The 15,853-nt window shown below is 69.1% G+C and carries 12 protein-coding genes and 6 tRNA genes; 8 read left to right on the top strand and 10 right to left on the bottom strand.

The features are described from left to right. Positions 1-19 precede the first annotated feature (19 nt). The 8 genes from ACEN9G_RS23065 (at position 20) to ACEN9G_RS23100 (ending at position 4,135) form a co-directional block, all read left to right on the top strand. Positions 20-95 (top strand) — tRNA-Glu (locus ACEN9G_RS23065). A gap of 62 nt (positions 96-157) precedes the next feature. Next, positions 158-233, top strand: a tRNA-Ala gene (locus ACEN9G_RS23070). A gap of 24 nt (positions 234-257) precedes the next feature. Then, a tRNA-Glu gene (locus ACEN9G_RS23075) sits at positions 258-333 on the top strand. A 49-nt stretch (positions 334-382) separates the two neighbouring features. Continuing rightward, positions 383-458, top strand: a tRNA-Glu gene (locus ACEN9G_RS23080). A gap of 37 nt (positions 459-495) precedes the next feature. Beyond that, positions 496-571: transfer RNA gene (locus tag ACEN9G_RS23085), tRNA-Glu, on the top strand. A 68-nt stretch (positions 572-639) separates the two neighbouring features. Then, positions 640-1,788 (top strand): elongation factor P maturation arginine rhamnosyltransferase EarP, encoded by a 1,149-nt coding sequence (gene earP / locus ACEN9G_RS23090; protein ID WP_413345364.1) that lies wholly within the window; start codon positions 640-642, stop codon positions 1,786-1,788. A gap of 66 nt (positions 1,789-1,854) precedes the next feature. Further along, positions 1,855-2,430, top strand: coding sequence for an elongation factor P (locus ACEN9G_RS23095; RefSeq protein ID WP_259447543.1), 576 nt, complete (start codon positions 1,855-1,857; stop codon positions 2,428-2,430). Positions 2,431-2,554: 124 nt separating this feature from the next. Next, a complete protein-coding gene (locus ACEN9G_RS23100; RefSeq protein WP_483127011.1) occupies positions 2,555-4,135 on the top strand; it encodes an amidase in 1,581 nt (526 codons plus the stop codon). Here the strand turns inward: ACEN9G_RS23100 and ACEN9G_RS23105 are convergent. The 10 genes from ACEN9G_RS23105 to ACEN9G_RS23150 all read right to left on the bottom strand — a co-directional run bounded on the left by ACEN9G_RS23105 (position 4,119) and on the right by ACEN9G_RS23150 (position 15,844). Further along, positions 4,119-5,528: an MFS transporter gene (locus ACEN9G_RS23105; RefSeq protein ID WP_483127012.1), complete on the bottom strand. Its 1,410-nt coding sequence runs from the start codon at positions 5,526-5,528 to the stop codon at positions 4,119-4,121. The two genes, ACEN9G_RS23100 and ACEN9G_RS23105, sit on opposite strands and share 17 nt — an antisense overlap. A 3-nt stretch (positions 5,529-5,531) precedes the next feature. Next, entirely contained in the window at positions 5,532-6,038 is a 507-nt protein-coding gene (locus ACEN9G_RS23110; protein WP_413346294.1) for a TssQ family T6SS-associated lipoprotein, read from the bottom strand. 20 nt (positions 6,039-6,058) lie between these two features. Next, a complete protein-coding gene (locus ACEN9G_RS23115; protein WP_483127013.1) occupies positions 6,059-7,234 on the bottom strand; it encodes a serine/threonine-protein kinase in 1,176 nt (391 codons plus the stop codon). Between the two features lie 112 nt (positions 7,235-7,346). Then, the gene (gene dbpA / locus ACEN9G_RS23120) at positions 7,347-8,756 is read right to left on the bottom strand and encodes an ATP-dependent RNA helicase DbpA (protein ID WP_413344110.1); all 1,410 of its coding nucleotides are present in this window, start codon (positions 8,754-8,756) and stop codon (positions 7,347-7,349) included. Between the two features lie 49 nt (positions 8,757-8,805). Beyond that, the gene (locus ACEN9G_RS23125) at positions 8,806-9,069 is read right to left on the bottom strand and encodes a hypothetical protein (RefSeq protein WP_056137253.1); all 264 of its coding nucleotides are present in this window, start codon (positions 9,067-9,069) and stop codon (positions 8,806-8,808) included. Positions 9,070-9,132: 63 nt separating this feature from the next. Beyond that, positions 9,133-9,209 (bottom strand) — tRNA-Met (locus tag ACEN9G_RS23130). A gap of 58 nt (positions 9,210-9,267) precedes the next feature. Then, complete coding sequence (locus tag ACEN9G_RS23135) at positions 9,268-10,428, bottom strand: methyltransferase (RefSeq protein WP_413344109.1); 1,161 nt, start codon at positions 10,426-10,428, stop codon at positions 9,268-9,270. Between the two features lie 12 nt (positions 10,429-10,440). Next, positions 10,441-10,653 (bottom strand): hypothetical protein, encoded by a 213-nt coding sequence (locus ACEN9G_RS23140; protein WP_036240255.1) that lies wholly within the window; start codon positions 10,651-10,653, stop codon positions 10,441-10,443. Positions 10,654-10,691: 38 nt separating this feature from the next. Beyond that, complete coding sequence (locus ACEN9G_RS23145) at positions 10,692-14,567, bottom strand: AAA family ATPase (protein WP_483127014.1); 3,876 nt, start codon at positions 14,565-14,567, stop codon at positions 10,692-10,694. Then, positions 14,564-15,844, bottom strand: coding sequence for an exonuclease SbcCD subunit D C-terminal domain-containing protein (locus ACEN9G_RS23150; protein WP_483127015.1), 1,281 nt, complete (start codon positions 15,842-15,844; stop codon positions 14,564-14,566). The genes ACEN9G_RS23145 and ACEN9G_RS23150 overlap by 4 nt, the downstream gene beginning before the upstream one ends. Positions 15,845-15,853: the final 9 nt, after the last annotated feature.

The following is a 15,853-nucleotide window of genomic DNA, read 5'->3' on the forward strand; positions in this document are numbered from 1 at the left end:
TAACACAGTGCAGTCCAGGGTCCCCATCGTCTAGAGGCCTAGGACATCACCCTTTCACGGTGAGTACCGGGGTTCGAATCCCCGTGGGGACGCCAAGATTTTGATCGGTCTGTCGCAGTAGAGTTGCAAGGAAGCCGCCTTGAGCGGCTTTTGTTTTGGGGGTATAGCTCAGCTGGGAGAGCGCTTGCATGGCATGCAAGAGGTCAGCGGTTCGATCCCGCTTACCTCCACCAAGAATACGTAGTAGCGAAGTTCAGGTCCCCATCGTCTAGAGGCCTAGGACATCACCCTTTCACGGTGAGTACCGGGGTTCGAATCCCCGTGGGGACGCCAGTTTTGATGTAAGATGCCTGCGATCAGGCATAGCGGTAAAAGTTCCAGGGTCCCCATCGTCTAGAGGCCTAGGACATCACCCTTTCACGGTGAGTACCGGGGTTCGAATCCCCGTGGGGACGCCAAGCATACATACGGCAAGCAGTAAAAAAACAGTTTTAGGTCCCCATCGTCTAGAGGCCTAGGACATCACCCTTTCACGGTGAGTACCGGGGTTCGAATCCCCGTGGGGACGCCAGTCAAAGACCGGAGCAGACCACCCGCACATGCGGAAAGGTGCTCCGGTTTTTCTTTGGGTCCGCGACCATGCACAACGATCAACGCTCCACGACTCTCGCCATCTTCTGCAAAGTGGTCGACAACTTCGGCGACATCGGCATCTGCTGGCGCCTCGCGCGGCAGTTCCACCGCGAGCATGGCATCGCGGTGACCCTGTGGGTCGACGACCTCGCCAGTTTCCGCCGCATCTGGCCGGGCGTGTCCGTCGCTGCCGACGAGCAGGTGGTCGACGGCGTGCGCGTGCTGCACTGGCGCGACCAGGACGGCGCCTGCGCGCCGGCCGACGTGGCCGACATCGTCATCGAATTCTTCGGCGTCGACATCCCGCCGGGCTATATCGCCGCGATGGCGCAGTGCGAGCCGCGGCCCGTGTGGATCAATTACGAAGGCCTCAGCGCGGAGGAGTGGGTCGAGGGTTGCCACGCGCTGCCGTCGATGCATCCGCGCCTGAAGCTGACGAAGCATTTCTTCTTCCCGGGTTTTACGAGCAAGACGGGCGGCCTGCTGCGCGAACGCGATCTGCTCGACGCGCGCGACTGCTTCCAGGCCGACGCGGCGGCGCGGGCCGGTTTCCTCGCGCGGCTTGGCGTGACGACGGACGAGGCAAGCGCGCTGACAGTCAGCCTGTTTTGCTATCCGCACGCGCCGGTCGCGGAGATGTTCGCCGCATGGCGCGATGGCGACCGGCCCGTGACCTGTCTCGTGCCGCAAGGCGTCGCGCGCGAGCAGGTGGCGGCGTTCGCCGGCGCCGGCGCGGTGGCGACGCACGGCAATCTCACGGTCCGCACCGTCCCGTTCCTGGCGCAGGACGATTACGATCGCCTGCTGTGGGCGTGCGACGTGAACTTCGTGCGCGGCGAGGATTCCTGGGTGCGTGCGCAATGGGCGGGACGACCATTCATCTGGCACATCTATCCGCAAGATGAAAACTTGCATCATGTTAAACTCCGCGCGTTCCTGCAAAAGTACGCGGCGAACCTGGACAGCCTGATCGATTTTTCCCTGCGCTGGAATGGCGTGGAAGGTAATGCTCCGGCGGATTGGCGCGCGCTGTGGACATCGCTGCAAGCCAGTTTGCCGACGATTCGTGAACGCAATGCCGAATGGCAGGCGCAGATGTTGGCGCATGGCGACCTGGTGAGCAATCTGCTGGATTTCGCCCGGTCGCTGCGGTAGGCGACGGACGAGGAACATGGTATCATGCTTGATTACTGCAACTCATTTTTAGGTTAAAACCCTCCTATGAAACCCGCAAAAGAAATCCGTGTCGGCAACATCATCATGGTTGATGCCAAGCCTTTCATCGTGCTGCGCTCCGACGTCAATGGCTCGAGCCGCACGGGCTTCACGTACAAGTGGAAGATGAAGAATCTTCTCACCAACGCACCGCTGGAAAACGTGTTCCGCGGCGACGACAAGTTCGACGTCGTCGTCCTGGACAAGAAGCCGGTGACCTACTCGTACTTCGCCGACCCGCTGTACGTCTTCATGGATGAAGAATACAACCAGTACGAAATCGAAGAAGAAAACCTGGGCGACGCCATCAACTACCTGAAAGACGGTATGGAATGCGAAGCCGTGTTCTACGACGGCAAGGCCATCTCGGTCGAACTGCCGATCACCATCGCACGCCAGATCATCTACACGGAACCGGCCGTCAAGGGCAACACGTCGGGCAACGTCCTGAAGGAAGCCAAGATCGAGAACGCCATCGAGTCGAAGCAGTTCACCATCCAGGTGCCGCTGTTCGTCAACCAGGACGACGTCATCGAGATCGACACCCGTACCGCCGAGTACAAGAAAGTCGTCCGCAACTAAGCCGACGCGCTCTTACGAAAAACGCTGTCCATCGGGCAGCGTTTTTTTTCGACGGTACGTCCGACACGCGCTCATGTCAAATAAGCAAGATCCTGTTATGCTGGAGCATTCACGAGGAGAGTGCATGGACCGCAGGGATTTCGTTCGACTGGGCCTGGCGGCGAGCGCCGCGGCCGGCGTGACTGCGTCGGCAGCGGGCAAGGAACCCGATGCCGTGCTGGACGCCGGCGTGCGCGAGCAGCAGGCGCTGATGGAAACGGGCAAGCTGACGTCGAAGACGCTCGTGCAGCGCTACCTCGCGCGCATCGCGGCCGTCGACAAGGCCGGGCCGCGCCTGAACGCCGTCATCGAACTGAATCCCGACGCCGCCAGGATCGCCACCGACCTCGACCGCGAGCGCAAGGCCGGCAAGGTGCGCGGCCCGCTGCACGGCATCCCCGTCCTGTTGAAGGACAATATCGCGACGGGCGACAGGATGAGCACGAGCGCCGGCTCGCTCGCGCTGGACGGCGTGCGCGCCACGCGCGATGCGTTCGTCGCGGCGCGCCTGCGCGCGGCCGGCGCCGTCATCCTCGGCAAGACGAACCTGTCCGAATGGGCGAACATGCGCTCGACGCATTCCGTCAGCGGCTGGAGCGGACGCGGCGGCCAGACGCGCAACCCGTACGCGCTCGACCGCAACACGAGCGGTTCCAGCTCCGGCTCGGGCGCCGCGATGGCGGCCGCCCTCGCCACGCTCGCCATCGGCACGGAGACGGACGGGTCGATCGTGTCGCCGGCGTCGATTTGCGGCATCGTCGGCATCAAGCCCACATTGGGCCTCGTCAGCCGCAGCGGCATCATCCCGATCGCGCATTCGCAGGACACGGCCGGCCCCATGACACGCACCGTGGCCGACGCCGCGCTCCTGCTCGCGGCCATCGCGGGCGCCGATGCGGACGATGCCGCCACGGGCACCATGCAGGGCAAGCCGGCCGATTACGCGGCGGCCCTGCGGACCGACGGCCTGCGCGGCCGCCGCATCGGCGTCGCGCGCAATTTTTTCAATAACCCGGCCGTGAACGCGGTGATCGAAGCCGAGCTGGCCATCCTGGGCGCGCAGGGCGCGACGCTCGTCGACGTGCAGGTGCCCAACGTCGACCAGTACGGCGACACGGAACTGGAAGTGCTGCTGTCCGAATTCCGTCCCGACCTGGAGGCGTACCTGGCCGGCTACGCACCGCACGCGTCCGTGAAAACGATGGCCGACGTGATCGCGTTCAACGACAGGCACGCCGCGCAGGAACTCCGCCACTTCGGCCAGGAACACCTGATCGCGGCGGCGGCCCGGCCAGGTCTCGACGCCAGGGCTTACCGCGACGCGCTCGCGAACAACCAGCGCTACAGCCGCGAAGAGGGCATCGACCGGATCCTGCGCGAGGAAAAGCTGGATGCGCTGGTCGCGCCGACGGGCGGCACGGGCTGGCTGACCGACTACATCAACGGCGACCATGATGGCCCCGGCTTTTCGTCGCCCGCGGCCGTGGCCGGTTACCCGCACGTGACGGTCCCGGCCGGCTTCGTGCACGGGCTGCCCGTCGGGCTGTCGTTCGTCGGCGGCGCGTGGAGCGAAGCAGCGTTGATCGCGATGGCCTATGCGTACGAGCAGGCGAGCCAGCGGCGCCGCGCGCCGACGTATCCGGCGTCCGTCAACCCGCGCGCCTGATCCAGGCGAACGCGCAGATCGACGCCGCCAGCGCGCAGGCGGCGCACACGACCATCGCCACGTGGAACGCCGCCAGCAGTGCGCGGCCTTGCGCCGTCAGGACGACGCCCAGCAGCGCCGTCGCGATGAGCCCGCCGCCGCGCGCGACGGCGCTGTTGAAGCCGGACGCGACACCCGTGTGATGGGCGTCCACGGACGACAGCACGGCCGTCGTCAGCGGCGCCGCCACGCACGCCATGCCGACGGCGATGACGAGGATGGCGGGCAGCACGGTCGAGGCATAGCCGCCGTCGCCGATGCGCGTGCCCAGCAGGAATCCGCCCGCGACGATGAGCGCGCCGATCGATAACGGTAGCCGCGCCCCGTGGCTGCCGGCTACCTTGCCCATCAATGGAGAACCGATCGCGAGGACGATGGGAAACGGCAGCAGCGCCGCGCCCGCCTGCTTCGCCGAATACTGCAGCGCCTGGATCAGCACGAACGGCACGAGCAGCATCAGCGCGCCGAGGGCGCCGTAGAGCAGGAACGTCATCAGGTTCAGGCCGGAAAAGCTGCTCGATCCGAACAGTGTCAATGGCAGCATCGCCTTCTCGCCCGCCCGCCGCTCCGCCCACAGGAACCCCAGCAGCACGAGCACGCCGGCCGCCATCGCGCCGCCGGATGCGGCCGTCACGCCCTTGTCGGCCGATGCCGCCGCCAGGCCCCACGTCAAGCAGCCCAGGCCCGCGCTGGCCAGCAGCGCGCCGGCCGGATCGAGCGCAACGGGCTTCTCGCCGCGCGGCACGCGCACGTAGCGCCAGCCGAGGAACATGGCCACTGCCGCGATCGGCAGGTTAATGTAAAACACCGCGCGCCAGCCGACTGTATCGATGAGCCAGCCACCGAGCAGCGGCCCGATCGCACCGGCCGCCGCGCCGGCCGCGGCCCAGATCCCGATGGCCTTGCCGCGCGCCTTGCCGTCGAACGTGGCGCCGAGGATCGCCAGGCTGTTGGGCAGAAGGAAGGCTGCGCCCATGCCTTGCAGCACGCGCCCGCCGACGAGCAGCCACAGCCGTGGTGCCCACGCGCACAGCAGCGAGGCCAGCGCGAACGTCGCGATGCCGGCGAGCAGGATGCGGCGCCGGCCGTAGCGGTCGCCGGCCGCGCCGCCCAGCAACAGTAACGAGCTCAAGGGGAGAAGATAGCCGCTCACGACCCACGACAGGTCCGCGCCCGCGCCGCCCAGGTCGCGGCCGATGGCGGACAGGCCCACGTTGACGACGGAGCCGTCGATGAAGGCGAGGCTGCTGGCCAGGATCGACGTGGCCAGCACCAGGTGCGGGTGGTCGGTGTGGCCGCTCGTCGGCGTACTGTCGGCCAGCGGGCGATCGCAATGGGCCGGCAGCGCGCTCACGTTCTAGTGCGGCGTCGCCGCCTGCTTGGCCTTCGTGAAGACGGGCCCCCACAGCGGATGGCCGTGTTCGCCGGGTGCCAGGTCGAACGACGGGTCGAGGCGCAGCGCGCGGTCGAACGCCTGGCGGCACGGGCCGGGACGCGACGTCACGCAATAGCTGAACGCCATGTATTTCAAGGCCGTGAGGCGCGTGGCGAGCGGGCCGTTGTTCACGTCGCGCGCGGACAGGCGCCGGATCGCGCCGTTGTAGTCGCCGTCGTTGTACAGCCGGATGCCTTCCTGCAGGCCTGCGCTGGGCGTGGACACGTCGTCGCGGTCGCGCGGTTTTTCCTTCGGCCGCGCCGGGGCTTCGCGCACCGCCGGGGTGTCCCGTTCCACGGTCGATGTCGCCTTCGGATGGCTGGGGCTGCGTGCCGGTTTCTTGTCGAAGCCGGGCAGGTCGGCGCAGCCGCCGAGCAGGGCGGCTGTCGCGGCCAGCAGGATGGCGCGGGCGAAGCGGTGGGTCTTCATCGGTCTCCGGTCGTGGGTCATCAGGGTTCCGCCGTGAAGTCGACGGTGATCTGGCCGTCGCTGCTCGCCGTGTCGACCTCGAGCACGCGGTCGTGGAAGTTCGGGTTCGTCACGCGGATCGTGTGGCGGCCGGGCGCCAGCACGAGGCGCTTGACGGGCGGACTCACGCCGCGGTCGACGTCGTCCACGTAGACGACGCCCCACGGCTGGATCTGCAGCTTGTAGACGTTGCCGTTCGGCGTGACGACGACACCGGGCAGCCGGGTGTCCGGCGCGGACTGGGCCTGGCCGGCGGCGATGGGCGCGGCCGGGTTGGCGGGCGTTTGCGGTACGGCCGCCGGGCTCGCTGCCGGCGAATCCGGTGCGACATAGCCCTCGCCACTGTCCAGTGCGCCCGCGGCCGCGGCGCCGGTCGCGACGGACGGTTTATCGGCCTGCTGGGGCAACGTGAGCACGACGTGGTCGAACGAGCCCGAATCGCGCATTTCCGCGAACATGGCGAGCGCCAGCGCGATGAGGACGGCGCCGCCGCCGGCCGCGACGGCCCAGCGTTGCCAGCGGTTCAGGTTCAGGATTCGGCGGGGGCGCTCGGCGGCCTGCATGAACGCGGGCGGCACGGCTTCGGGTGGTGCGATTGCGGGACCGAGGTCGGGCGCAGGCGCAGGCGCGGGCGCGGGCGCGTCGGGCGGCATCGGTGGCGTCATGTGCGACGCCACCGCGGCCCCGACGGGCGGACCGAGCGGGACGATGCCGAGCAGGTCGCGCAGCTGTTCGATGCTCTGGGGGCGGCGCGCCGGGTCGGGATCCATGCAGCGGTCGACGGCATTCACGAGCGAATCGCTGTAGCCCTCGGCCCGGCCGGCCAGTGGGCCCGTGGGGGCGAGCTCGCGCGTGATGGCGTAATGGATGATGCGTGCCAGGGCGTTCAGGTCATCGGCCTCCTGCGCGTCCGGCGGGCCGAAGTCGGTGGGAATCAGCAGCGGCTCGCCATTCTCGTGGAACACGATCGTGTCGGGCGTGATGGCGCGATGCGGCATGTGCATCGCGTACTGCAGTTCGAGCGACTGCAGGATCTGGCGTAGGATCTTGCGGCACCAGACTTCGTTGACCTGTTCGGGACTGTACTCGACGATGTCCCTGACGGTGCGGCCTTCGAGGTGCTGCTGCTCCGGTCCGATGGTAGTTAGGCTGGTCATTTTGCTAAGGCATGGGCTTGGCAAAATCATGCCAGATTTGTAGCACCGGTGCCCGAGTACAACTCAACCGTGCGCGCCTGTTACAACTGTTACAAGCGCGGCCTGTCGACTATCAGTCGTCGATGAAACGCATCTTGAAGTTACGGCCCTTGATGGTGCCGAATTCCGGTCCCAGCGGATTGCCGCTGTTCAGCCGGTCGAACGCCTGCTGCGCGACCCGGCGGTCGAGCGCGACGTAGCTGACGAATTCGAAGATGGCGATCTTGCCGACCTGTTCTTTCGTGAGGCCCGCGTCGCCGGTGAGGGCACCCAGCAGGTCGCCCGGACGCAGCTTCTCTTTCTTGCCGCCGGATACGCACAGCGTGATCATCGGTGCCGGATCCACCGCGCCGTCGTCGTCGGCCAGTTCGTCGAGCGCATGCCACTCGGCCGTGAAGCCCTGCGCGTCCTCGATCAGCTTGACCCAGCGCTTTTCGTTCGGCGCGCACAGCGACAGCGCGACGCCGTTCGCACCTGCGCGTCCCGTGCGGCCGACGCGGTGCACGTGCACTTCCGGATCCTTGGACACGTCGACGTTGATGACGGCTTCCAGCCCCGCGATGTCGATGCCGCGCGCGGCCACGTCGGTGGCGACGAGCACCGCGCAGCTGCGGTTGGCGAAGCGCACGAGCGTCTCGTCGCGCTCGCGCTGTTCCAGCTCGCCGTACAGCGCGAGCGCGGAAAAGCCTTGTTCGCGCAGGGCGTCCGCGACTTCGCGGCAGCGCGCCTTCGTGTTGCAGAATGCGATCGCGGACGCGGGGCGGTAATGGCGCAGCAGCCGCGCGACGGCATCCACGCGGCCGTCGAAGCCGATCTCGTAGAAACGCTGTTCGATGCGGGCCGGCGCGTGCGCGGTGTCGACGGCGACCTCGAGCGGATCGCGCAGGAAGCGCGCGGTGGCGGCGCGGATGTCGTCAGGATACGTCGCGGAGAACAGCAGGGTCTGGCGATGCGCGGGGCATTCGCGCACGATGGCCGCGATCTCGTCGTAGAACCCCATGTCCGTCATGCGGTCGGCCTCGTCCAGCACGAGGGTGCGCAGGCGTGCAAGGTCGAGCGTGCGGCGCTGCAGGTGGTCGCGGATGCGGCCCGGCGTGCCGACGACGATGTGCGCGCCGAACTGGAGTGACGCGATCTGCGGACGCATCGAGATGCCGCCCGTCAGCACGACGACCTTGACGTTGCCGATGCCCCGCGCCAGGCGGCGGAGCTCGTTCGCCACCTGGTCGGCCAGCTCGCGCGTGGGGCACATGACGAGGCCCTGCACGGCGAACAGGGTCGGGTTCAGCTTCAGCAGCATGCCAATGCCGAACGCGGCCGTCTTGCCGCTGCCCGTCTTGGCCTGCGCGATGAGGTCGCGGCCTGCGAGTGCGAGCGGCAAGGTGGCCGCCTGCACGGGCGTCATGTCCTTGTAGCCGAGCTGGTCGAGATTGGCGAGGAAGGGGGCTGCGAGCTGCAGGGAAGAAAAGGCGGTGTCGGACATGGTGGCGGCGTTTCGTTGGCGCGACGAACCGGCGTTCATGTCGCGTGCTTCAGGGTGCCGGCTTCCAGACAGGCAAGCCGGTAAGGTCCAGATCGGGATCGTGTTTCCAGACCGGCAGGCCGGTCGCATCCGTTTCTGCCAGGTTCATCAGCATCAGCTGTTCCTGTTTCTGTGCCGTGCGGCGCGCCCGGGGACGCTTGGCTGCCGCCGGAACTGCGGACGGAGACGAAGAAAGAGCCGCGGCGTCATCGTCATGTGGCGCCGGCTCGAAGCCGGGCAGGTCGAAGGTCGCGTTGTCTTTCTTGTCTCTCATGCGCTGCGCTGGCCCAGAAAACAAAAGCCCGGCTACGAGAGTCGGGCTTGTTGTTACGGAATTTGGTTGCGGGGACAGGATTTGAACCTGTGACCTTCGGGTTATGAGCCCGACGAGCTGCCAGACTGCTCCACCCCGCGTCTGAGAACGCTATTTTAACCCGATCGGCGCCGGAGCGCAAATCGGGTTGTCGATTCATTAGCTGGCCACCCGCAGGCGCCACAGCGACGTCACCTCGGCCATGCGTGCCGCGGCCAGCGGATCGTCGGGATCGCTGGCCTTCGGGTGCGTGGGGCGGATGTCGTGGCGGCCGGCGACGTCCAGCCCCGCCTCGGCGATCCAGCCGAGCAATTGATCGCGCGACCGCAGGCCCAGGTGCTCGGCCAGGTCGGACAGGATGAGCCAGCCTTCGCCGCCGTCGCGCAGGTGCTCTTTCAATCCCGCGAGGAAACCTTTCAGCATGCGGCTGTCGGGATCGTAGACGGCGTATTCGATGGCGGAGCTCGGCTTGCCCGGCAGCCAGGGCGGATTGCAGACGACGAGGTCGGCGCGGCCCTCGGGATACAGGTCGGCGCGCACGATCTCGACCTGGCCGGCGAGACCCAGGCGCTCGACGTTGGCACGGGCACAACCGAGCGCGCGCTCGTCCACGTCGGTGGCGAGCACGCCCTGCATGCCGCGATGCGCGAGCACGGCCGACAGCACGCCCGTACCGGCACCGATGTCGAACGCGAGTTTCGCGCCGGCAGGCAACGGTGCCTGCGCGACGAGCTCGACATATTCGCCCCGCACGGGCGAGAACACGCCGTACCACGGGTGGATGCGCTCGTCGAGGGCGGGAATGAACACGCCCTTGCGGCGCCACTCGTGCGCGCCGATGACGCCCAGCAGTTCGCGCAGCGAAGCAACGTACGGTTCCGTCGCCCCACCGTAGGCTTCCGTGCATGCTTCGCGGACGTCGGGCGCGCGGCGCAGCGGGATGCCGTGGTCCGCGTCGAACGGCATCAGCAGCATGGCCAGCGTGCGTGCGCGCTGCAGTTGCGCGAGGCGGTGGCGGTGGAATTGTTCGGTGAGCGTCGCCGGCGCCTTGCCGGCCCTGGCGCGTTTGGCGCGCGAACCTTTATGGTCGACGCGGCGCACGAGTGCCTGCAGCAGCTGGCGTGCGTTCTGGAAGTCGCCGCGCCACAGCAGCGCCGTGCCGTCCAGCGCGTGGCGCCAGGCCGCATCGGCGCTCATCGTGTCGTCCGCGAGCACGACCTTCCGCGGCGCCGGCCAGCCGCTTTCCGAGCGCCAGCGCGCCGAGCGTTCCTCGCCGTGTTCGATCCAGTGGATGCGCGCCGCGCCGTCGGGAGTCGTCATCGCCGCGTCCGATCAGTGGTGGTGGTGCCAGTGGAGTTCGTTCGACTCGACGAAGGATTTCACGGCGTCCGGATTGCCGGTCGCGTGGCGCTTGATTTCGCCGCATTCGCAAATGCCCTGGTAGGGCTGGATATGCGAGCAGGCGGACACTTTCTGCAGGGTGACCTTGACCGGCTTGGCGCATTTGGCGCACTTGAAGGTCAGGAAACGGGCGGGTTTGTTCATGATGAAAGTGAGCGATGAATCAATGGAAGGGGCGCATTTTAGCACTGCACGGTCACGGCACTGCTGCCCGCGCCGGCCGGCCGGACGAACACCTTGGTGGCGATGCGTTCCGTCATCTCCTGCACGTGCGAGATGACGCCGACTTTGCGGCCCAGCGACTGCAGCGCGTCCAGCGCATCCATCGCGACGCCCAGCGTATCGCTGTCCAGGCTGCCGAATCCTTCGTCGATGAACAGCGATTCCACCTTGACGCGGTTCGACGACAGCGAGGCGAGGCCCAGCGCGAGTGCCAGCGACACGAGGAACGATTCGCCGCCGGACAGGGAGTTTACGGAGCGCACTTCGCCGCCCATGTCCTGGTCGCGCACCATCAGCGCCAGCGACGGACCGGCCGTGCTGACGACGCGCTCCAGGCGGTAGCGCCGCGCCAGCTGGGCCAGGTGCGTGTTGGCATAGCCGAGCAGCACGTCGAGCGTGAATTGCTGGGCGTAGTTGCGGAATTTCTTGCCGTCCGCGGAGCCGATCAGTTCCGCCAGCTTGGCCCACCGGTCCTCGATGGCGCGCTGGCGCTCGATCTCGGCCATCATCGAGCGCGCACGCTCGCGCCGCTGCTCGTCCTCGCGGATGCGCATGGCGAGGCTGGCCGCCGCTTCGTGTGCGGCGTCCCGTTCGGTCTGGGCGCGGCGCAGGGCGGCGGCGACCGCGTCGGCGTCCTGGGCCTGCGCGGTTGCCTGCGCCTTTGCCTGCGCCGTCGCTTGTTCCATTGCGAGCGCGCCGTCCCCGGCTGGCGCGTCCGGCTGTTCGACGTTTGTCAGCGCCGGCGCCACGTCTTCGCGCAACCGCTCGTGCTGTTCGCGCTGCGCACGGCGTTCGGCCAGCACGGCCGTCGCCTGGCGCAGGGCCGCGTCCAGTTCCTGCAGGGCCGCACGTTCCTGGGCGATCCAGCCCGCGCCGACCTGGAGCAGGGCAGCGAGCTGCTGTTCGTTGGCCACGCTTTCCAGCGCCGGGTCGCTGCCGTCGAATTCCTGGATCCAGTGTGCGAGCCGCTCGCCCGCATCGGCCAGCTCGCCCTGCAGGTCGGTGATGCGGCGCGCGGCCAGCGACTGCGCCTCGCGCACCCGTGTTTCCGCCTGCGCAGCCTGCAGGCTCGCGGCCTGGCAGGTATTCACGGCTTCGCGTGCCGCGTTCACGGCACCCACCAACTGTTGCTCGACATCGCGCGCGGCGCGGCCGTCGAACAGTTCCGCACGTTCGACGCGGCGCGCGGCCAGGTCCGCGTCCAGGCGGGCAAATTCGGCCTCCGCCTCGACGAGGCGCCGGCCGGCATGTTCCACACGCGTGGCCAGCGCGGCGTGCTCGGCGTCGAGGGCCCCGATGGCGCCCTGCAGCCGCGCAAGGCGTGCCGCCTGGTCATTCCATTCGCGCGCCTCGTGGGCGCGAGCCTGGCGCCAGCCGGCAGGGTCGCGCTGCCATTGACCCTGCCAGCCGTCGCCGCACGCTTCCGCCAGCACGGGGTCCAGTTCGGCGAGCAGTTCGCCCAGCGTGGCCGCGGCTGCTTCGCGCCGCGCGGCCAGCGCGGCAATGTCGGCATCCAGGCGCGCCAGCGTGCCTTGCGCCGTCTGCGCCGCGTCGAGCAGGCGCGCGTGTTCGCGGTTGGCCTGGTCCCAGGCTTGCTGGGCGGCGTCGCGCGCGAGTTCGGCGCGGCGCAGGTCGCCGTCGCGTGTTTCGAGTTCCGCGTACGCCTTGCGCAGTGCGGCCTGTTCGGCGGCCAGCCAGCGGCCGCGCGCGTCGGTGCCAGCGTCGCTGTCCGGTGCGTCCGCCGCGAGCGGATTGTCGGCCCATTCCGCATCCAGCTGGACGAGCGCGGCGGCGAGGTTGTCGCGTTCACGCGCCAGCGCCGCCAGCCGTTCGCCGGCGGCATCGTACGCGGCGCGCTGGCCAGCCTGCAGGTCGACGTTGGCGCGCTGTTCGCCGCGCCGCGCGGCCAGTTCGGCGGACAGCTCTTCCAGCACGGCATGCAGCCGGTCGTCCTGGTGCCGGTAGGGGTGTTCCGTGCCGCCGCACACGGGGCAGGCGTCGCCGTCCACGAGCGTGGCGCGCAGCTTTTCGACGCCGTCGGCGCACGCCAGTTGGGCCGTCTTCAGCATGCGCTCGGCCTGGGTGACGGCCGCGTCCAGCGCGCTACCCGCGGCGCGTGCGGCGTCGAGTCCTTCCTGGGCTTTCGCCTGCGCCTGGGTGGCCTGGGTGGCCTGCGCATCGAGGTCGGCCAGGCGGCCGCGCTGCGTGCGCAGTGCCTGCCACGTGTGGTCGAGCGAGGCCAGGTGTTCGCGCCGCTTGTCGAGCGTGCGGCGTTCCGCGCGCAGGGCGTCGGCGTCGATGCCGTCCAGCGCCTCGGCCGCCTGCCGGCGCGCCGCCTCGCGCACCTCCAGCAGTTCGACGGACGCCGACAGCGCGTGCGCCGTGCGCTGCGCCATCGCGGCGGCCTGTTCGGCACCGGCGCGGGCGGCGCTCAAGGCTTGCGCGCTGGTGGCATCCTGGCGCGCGGCCTGCTCGGCCTGGGCCAGGCGCTGGTCCCAGCGCGTCCATTGCGTGCCTAGCAGTTCGCGGGTGCCGTGCGCGGCGAGCCAGACCGTCGTGTCGTGCAGCGCGCGCCGGTTCGCTTCCAGTTCCTCCGTCTTGGTCCGCAGGGCGGCCTGGGCCTGCGTCGACTCCGTGCGCACGCCGTCTTGCGCCGCGCGCGCCTTCGCGTGGGCGGGCGCGAGCGTGTCCAGCGTGGCGTCGAGGGCTTTCGCGCGGTCCAGCTGTGGCGCGGCCGCGCGCTGCGCGTCCTCGGCCGCCTCCAGCTTGCGTTCGGCCTCCATCAGGCCGCGCGCCGCTTGTTGCTGGGCATCGAGGGCACGTGCCAGTTCGTGTTCGCTGCCGGCCAGTTGGGCCTGCACCTGGCGCTGTTCGCCGGCCAGGCGGTTCAGGTCGGCGACGAGGGCGCGTGCAGGTTGCACGGCGTCCAGCGTGGCCAGCCGGCGCCGGCGGTCGGCAGCGGCGTCGGTCTCGGCCCGGGCCCGGGCCAGCGCGCCGTCCGCCTGGGTTTCGGCCGCGCGCAGCCGGTCCAGTTCCTGGTACCAGCGCAGGTGACGTTCCAGCGCGGCGCGGCGCGTCTCGGCCGCCGTCAGCGCGGCCTGGGCGGCGGCATGGTCGGCGTCGAGGCCGGCGCGCGCGTCCGGGCCGAGCGGCGCCTGGTCCTGCAGGCGCGCCGTCAGGCGGCGCATGGCTTCCTGCTCCACGCGCCAGCGTTCGAAGGCGCGGCGCGAGATATCGCTGTAGACGGCGCTGCCCGTCAGCGTTTCCAGCAGTTCGCCACGCTCGTTCTCGTCGGTACGGAGGAAGGCGGAAAACTCGTTCTGCGCCAGCAGCACGGAGCGCGTGAACTGTTCGAACGAGAGGCCGATGCGGCGTTCGACTTCGGCCAGCACCTCCGTCTTCGTGCCGCCCAGAGGTTGCAGGCCGGGCAGTTGTTGCAGGCTCATCGTGGACGGCTGCAGGGCGCCGGCAGCGCGATTGCGCGAGCGCCGCACGCTCCAGCGCGCCCGGTAGCGCTGCTCGTCGTTGCCGACGAAATCCACTTCGGCGAACGCGTCCGCGGTCCCGCGCCGCATCAGCGTGCGGCGGTCGGCGACGGACAGCGTTTCGTCGCCCACGTCGGGCAGGTAGTTGCCCACGCGCGGTCCCTTGATGAGGCGCGGCGTGGCGTCGTACAGCGCGAGGCACAAGGCGTCCAGCAGGGTACTCTTGCCGGCGCCGGTGGGGCCGCTGATCGCGAACAGGCCGGACGAGACCAGCGGTTCGCTCTCGAAATCGACTTCGAATTCGCCGGCCAGCGAGGCCAGGTTCTTGCCGCCGATGCGCAGGATCTTCATGCGGCCTCCCGGTTCCTGGCGGTGCCATCCGTCGGCAGCAGCAGTTCCGTGAACGCGGCCAGCTGGTCGTCCGGCGCGTCCTCGCCGAAGCGCTGCTGCCACAGGCGGCGGAAGATGTCGTCCGGCTGCAGCTGGGCGAGCTGGTCGAGGCTCAGCGCGGGTTCCACGCCGGCCGTCGTGACCACGCGGCGCGTCGGTTCGATCTTCGCCAGGCGCACCGGCTTGCCTTCCAGTGCCGCCTCGACCTGCGCGCGCAGGCCCGGCTCGGGCGCGTCGAGCAGCACGCGCACTTCCACGTAGGGCCACACGTCGCGCGGCAGGTCCGGCAGGTCGAGGGCGACCAGTTCCGCGATCGCCTGCTTGACGGGCGCCGGGCTCGCCGGCACGCGCAGCAGTTCGACCGCGCGCGGCACGTGCAGAGGTTCGATGGCGGCGGCGCGCGGGCCGTCCAGGTCGATGCGCAGCACCTGGTGCCTGTAGCCGACCTCGGCAAACGACAGGGGGAGGGGACTGCCGGAGTAGCGCAGGTGCTCCTGCTGGCCGACCCGCTGGGCCAGGTGCAGGTGGCCCAGCGCGGCGTAGGCGACGTCCGGGCCGAACATCGACGCGGGCAGGGCCTCGGTGCCGCCGATGACGATGCGCCGTTCGGAATCGGGTGACGCATCCCCGCCGACCATGTGGCAATGGCCCATCGCGAGGATCGCCTGGCCCCCGGTGGCCCGGGCGCGGGCCAGGTCGTACGCCTGCTGGTAGAGCAGCCGGATACCGGCCAGGTAGGCGTCGAACGCGTCGTCGCCCGGCGCCGCGCCGGCCACGGCGGCCACGCGCGGCACGTCGCCCGGCCGCAGGAACGGGATCGCGACGCACCAGGCTTGCACCGCACCGTCCTTGCCGGTCAGCGGCACGATGCAACGCTCCAGGTCGATGCTGCCTGCGGCGTCGCGCACGACGTGCCCCACGACGCGCGTGCCGTGCGCTTCCAGCAGCGGCCCCGGCGCCTCCAGCCGGCCCGGCGAATCGTGGTTGCCGGCGATGATGACGATGTCCAGCTGCGGCGCCCGTGCCCGCGCCTGCTGCAGGAAGCGGTACAGCTGGCGCTGCGCTACGGCGGACGGGTTCGAGGTGTCGAACACGTCGCCCGCGATCAAGAGGGCGTCCGCTTCCTCTGCGACGATCGTGTCGAGCAGCCAGTCGAGGAAGCACTGGTGTTCGTAGGTCCGGTCGAAATTGTGCAGGGTCTGGCCGAGGTGCCAGTCCGATGTGTGCAGCAGCCGCATGGTCGTTAA

It is taken from the genome of Massilia sp. Masssp94 (genome assembly GCF_059491305.1).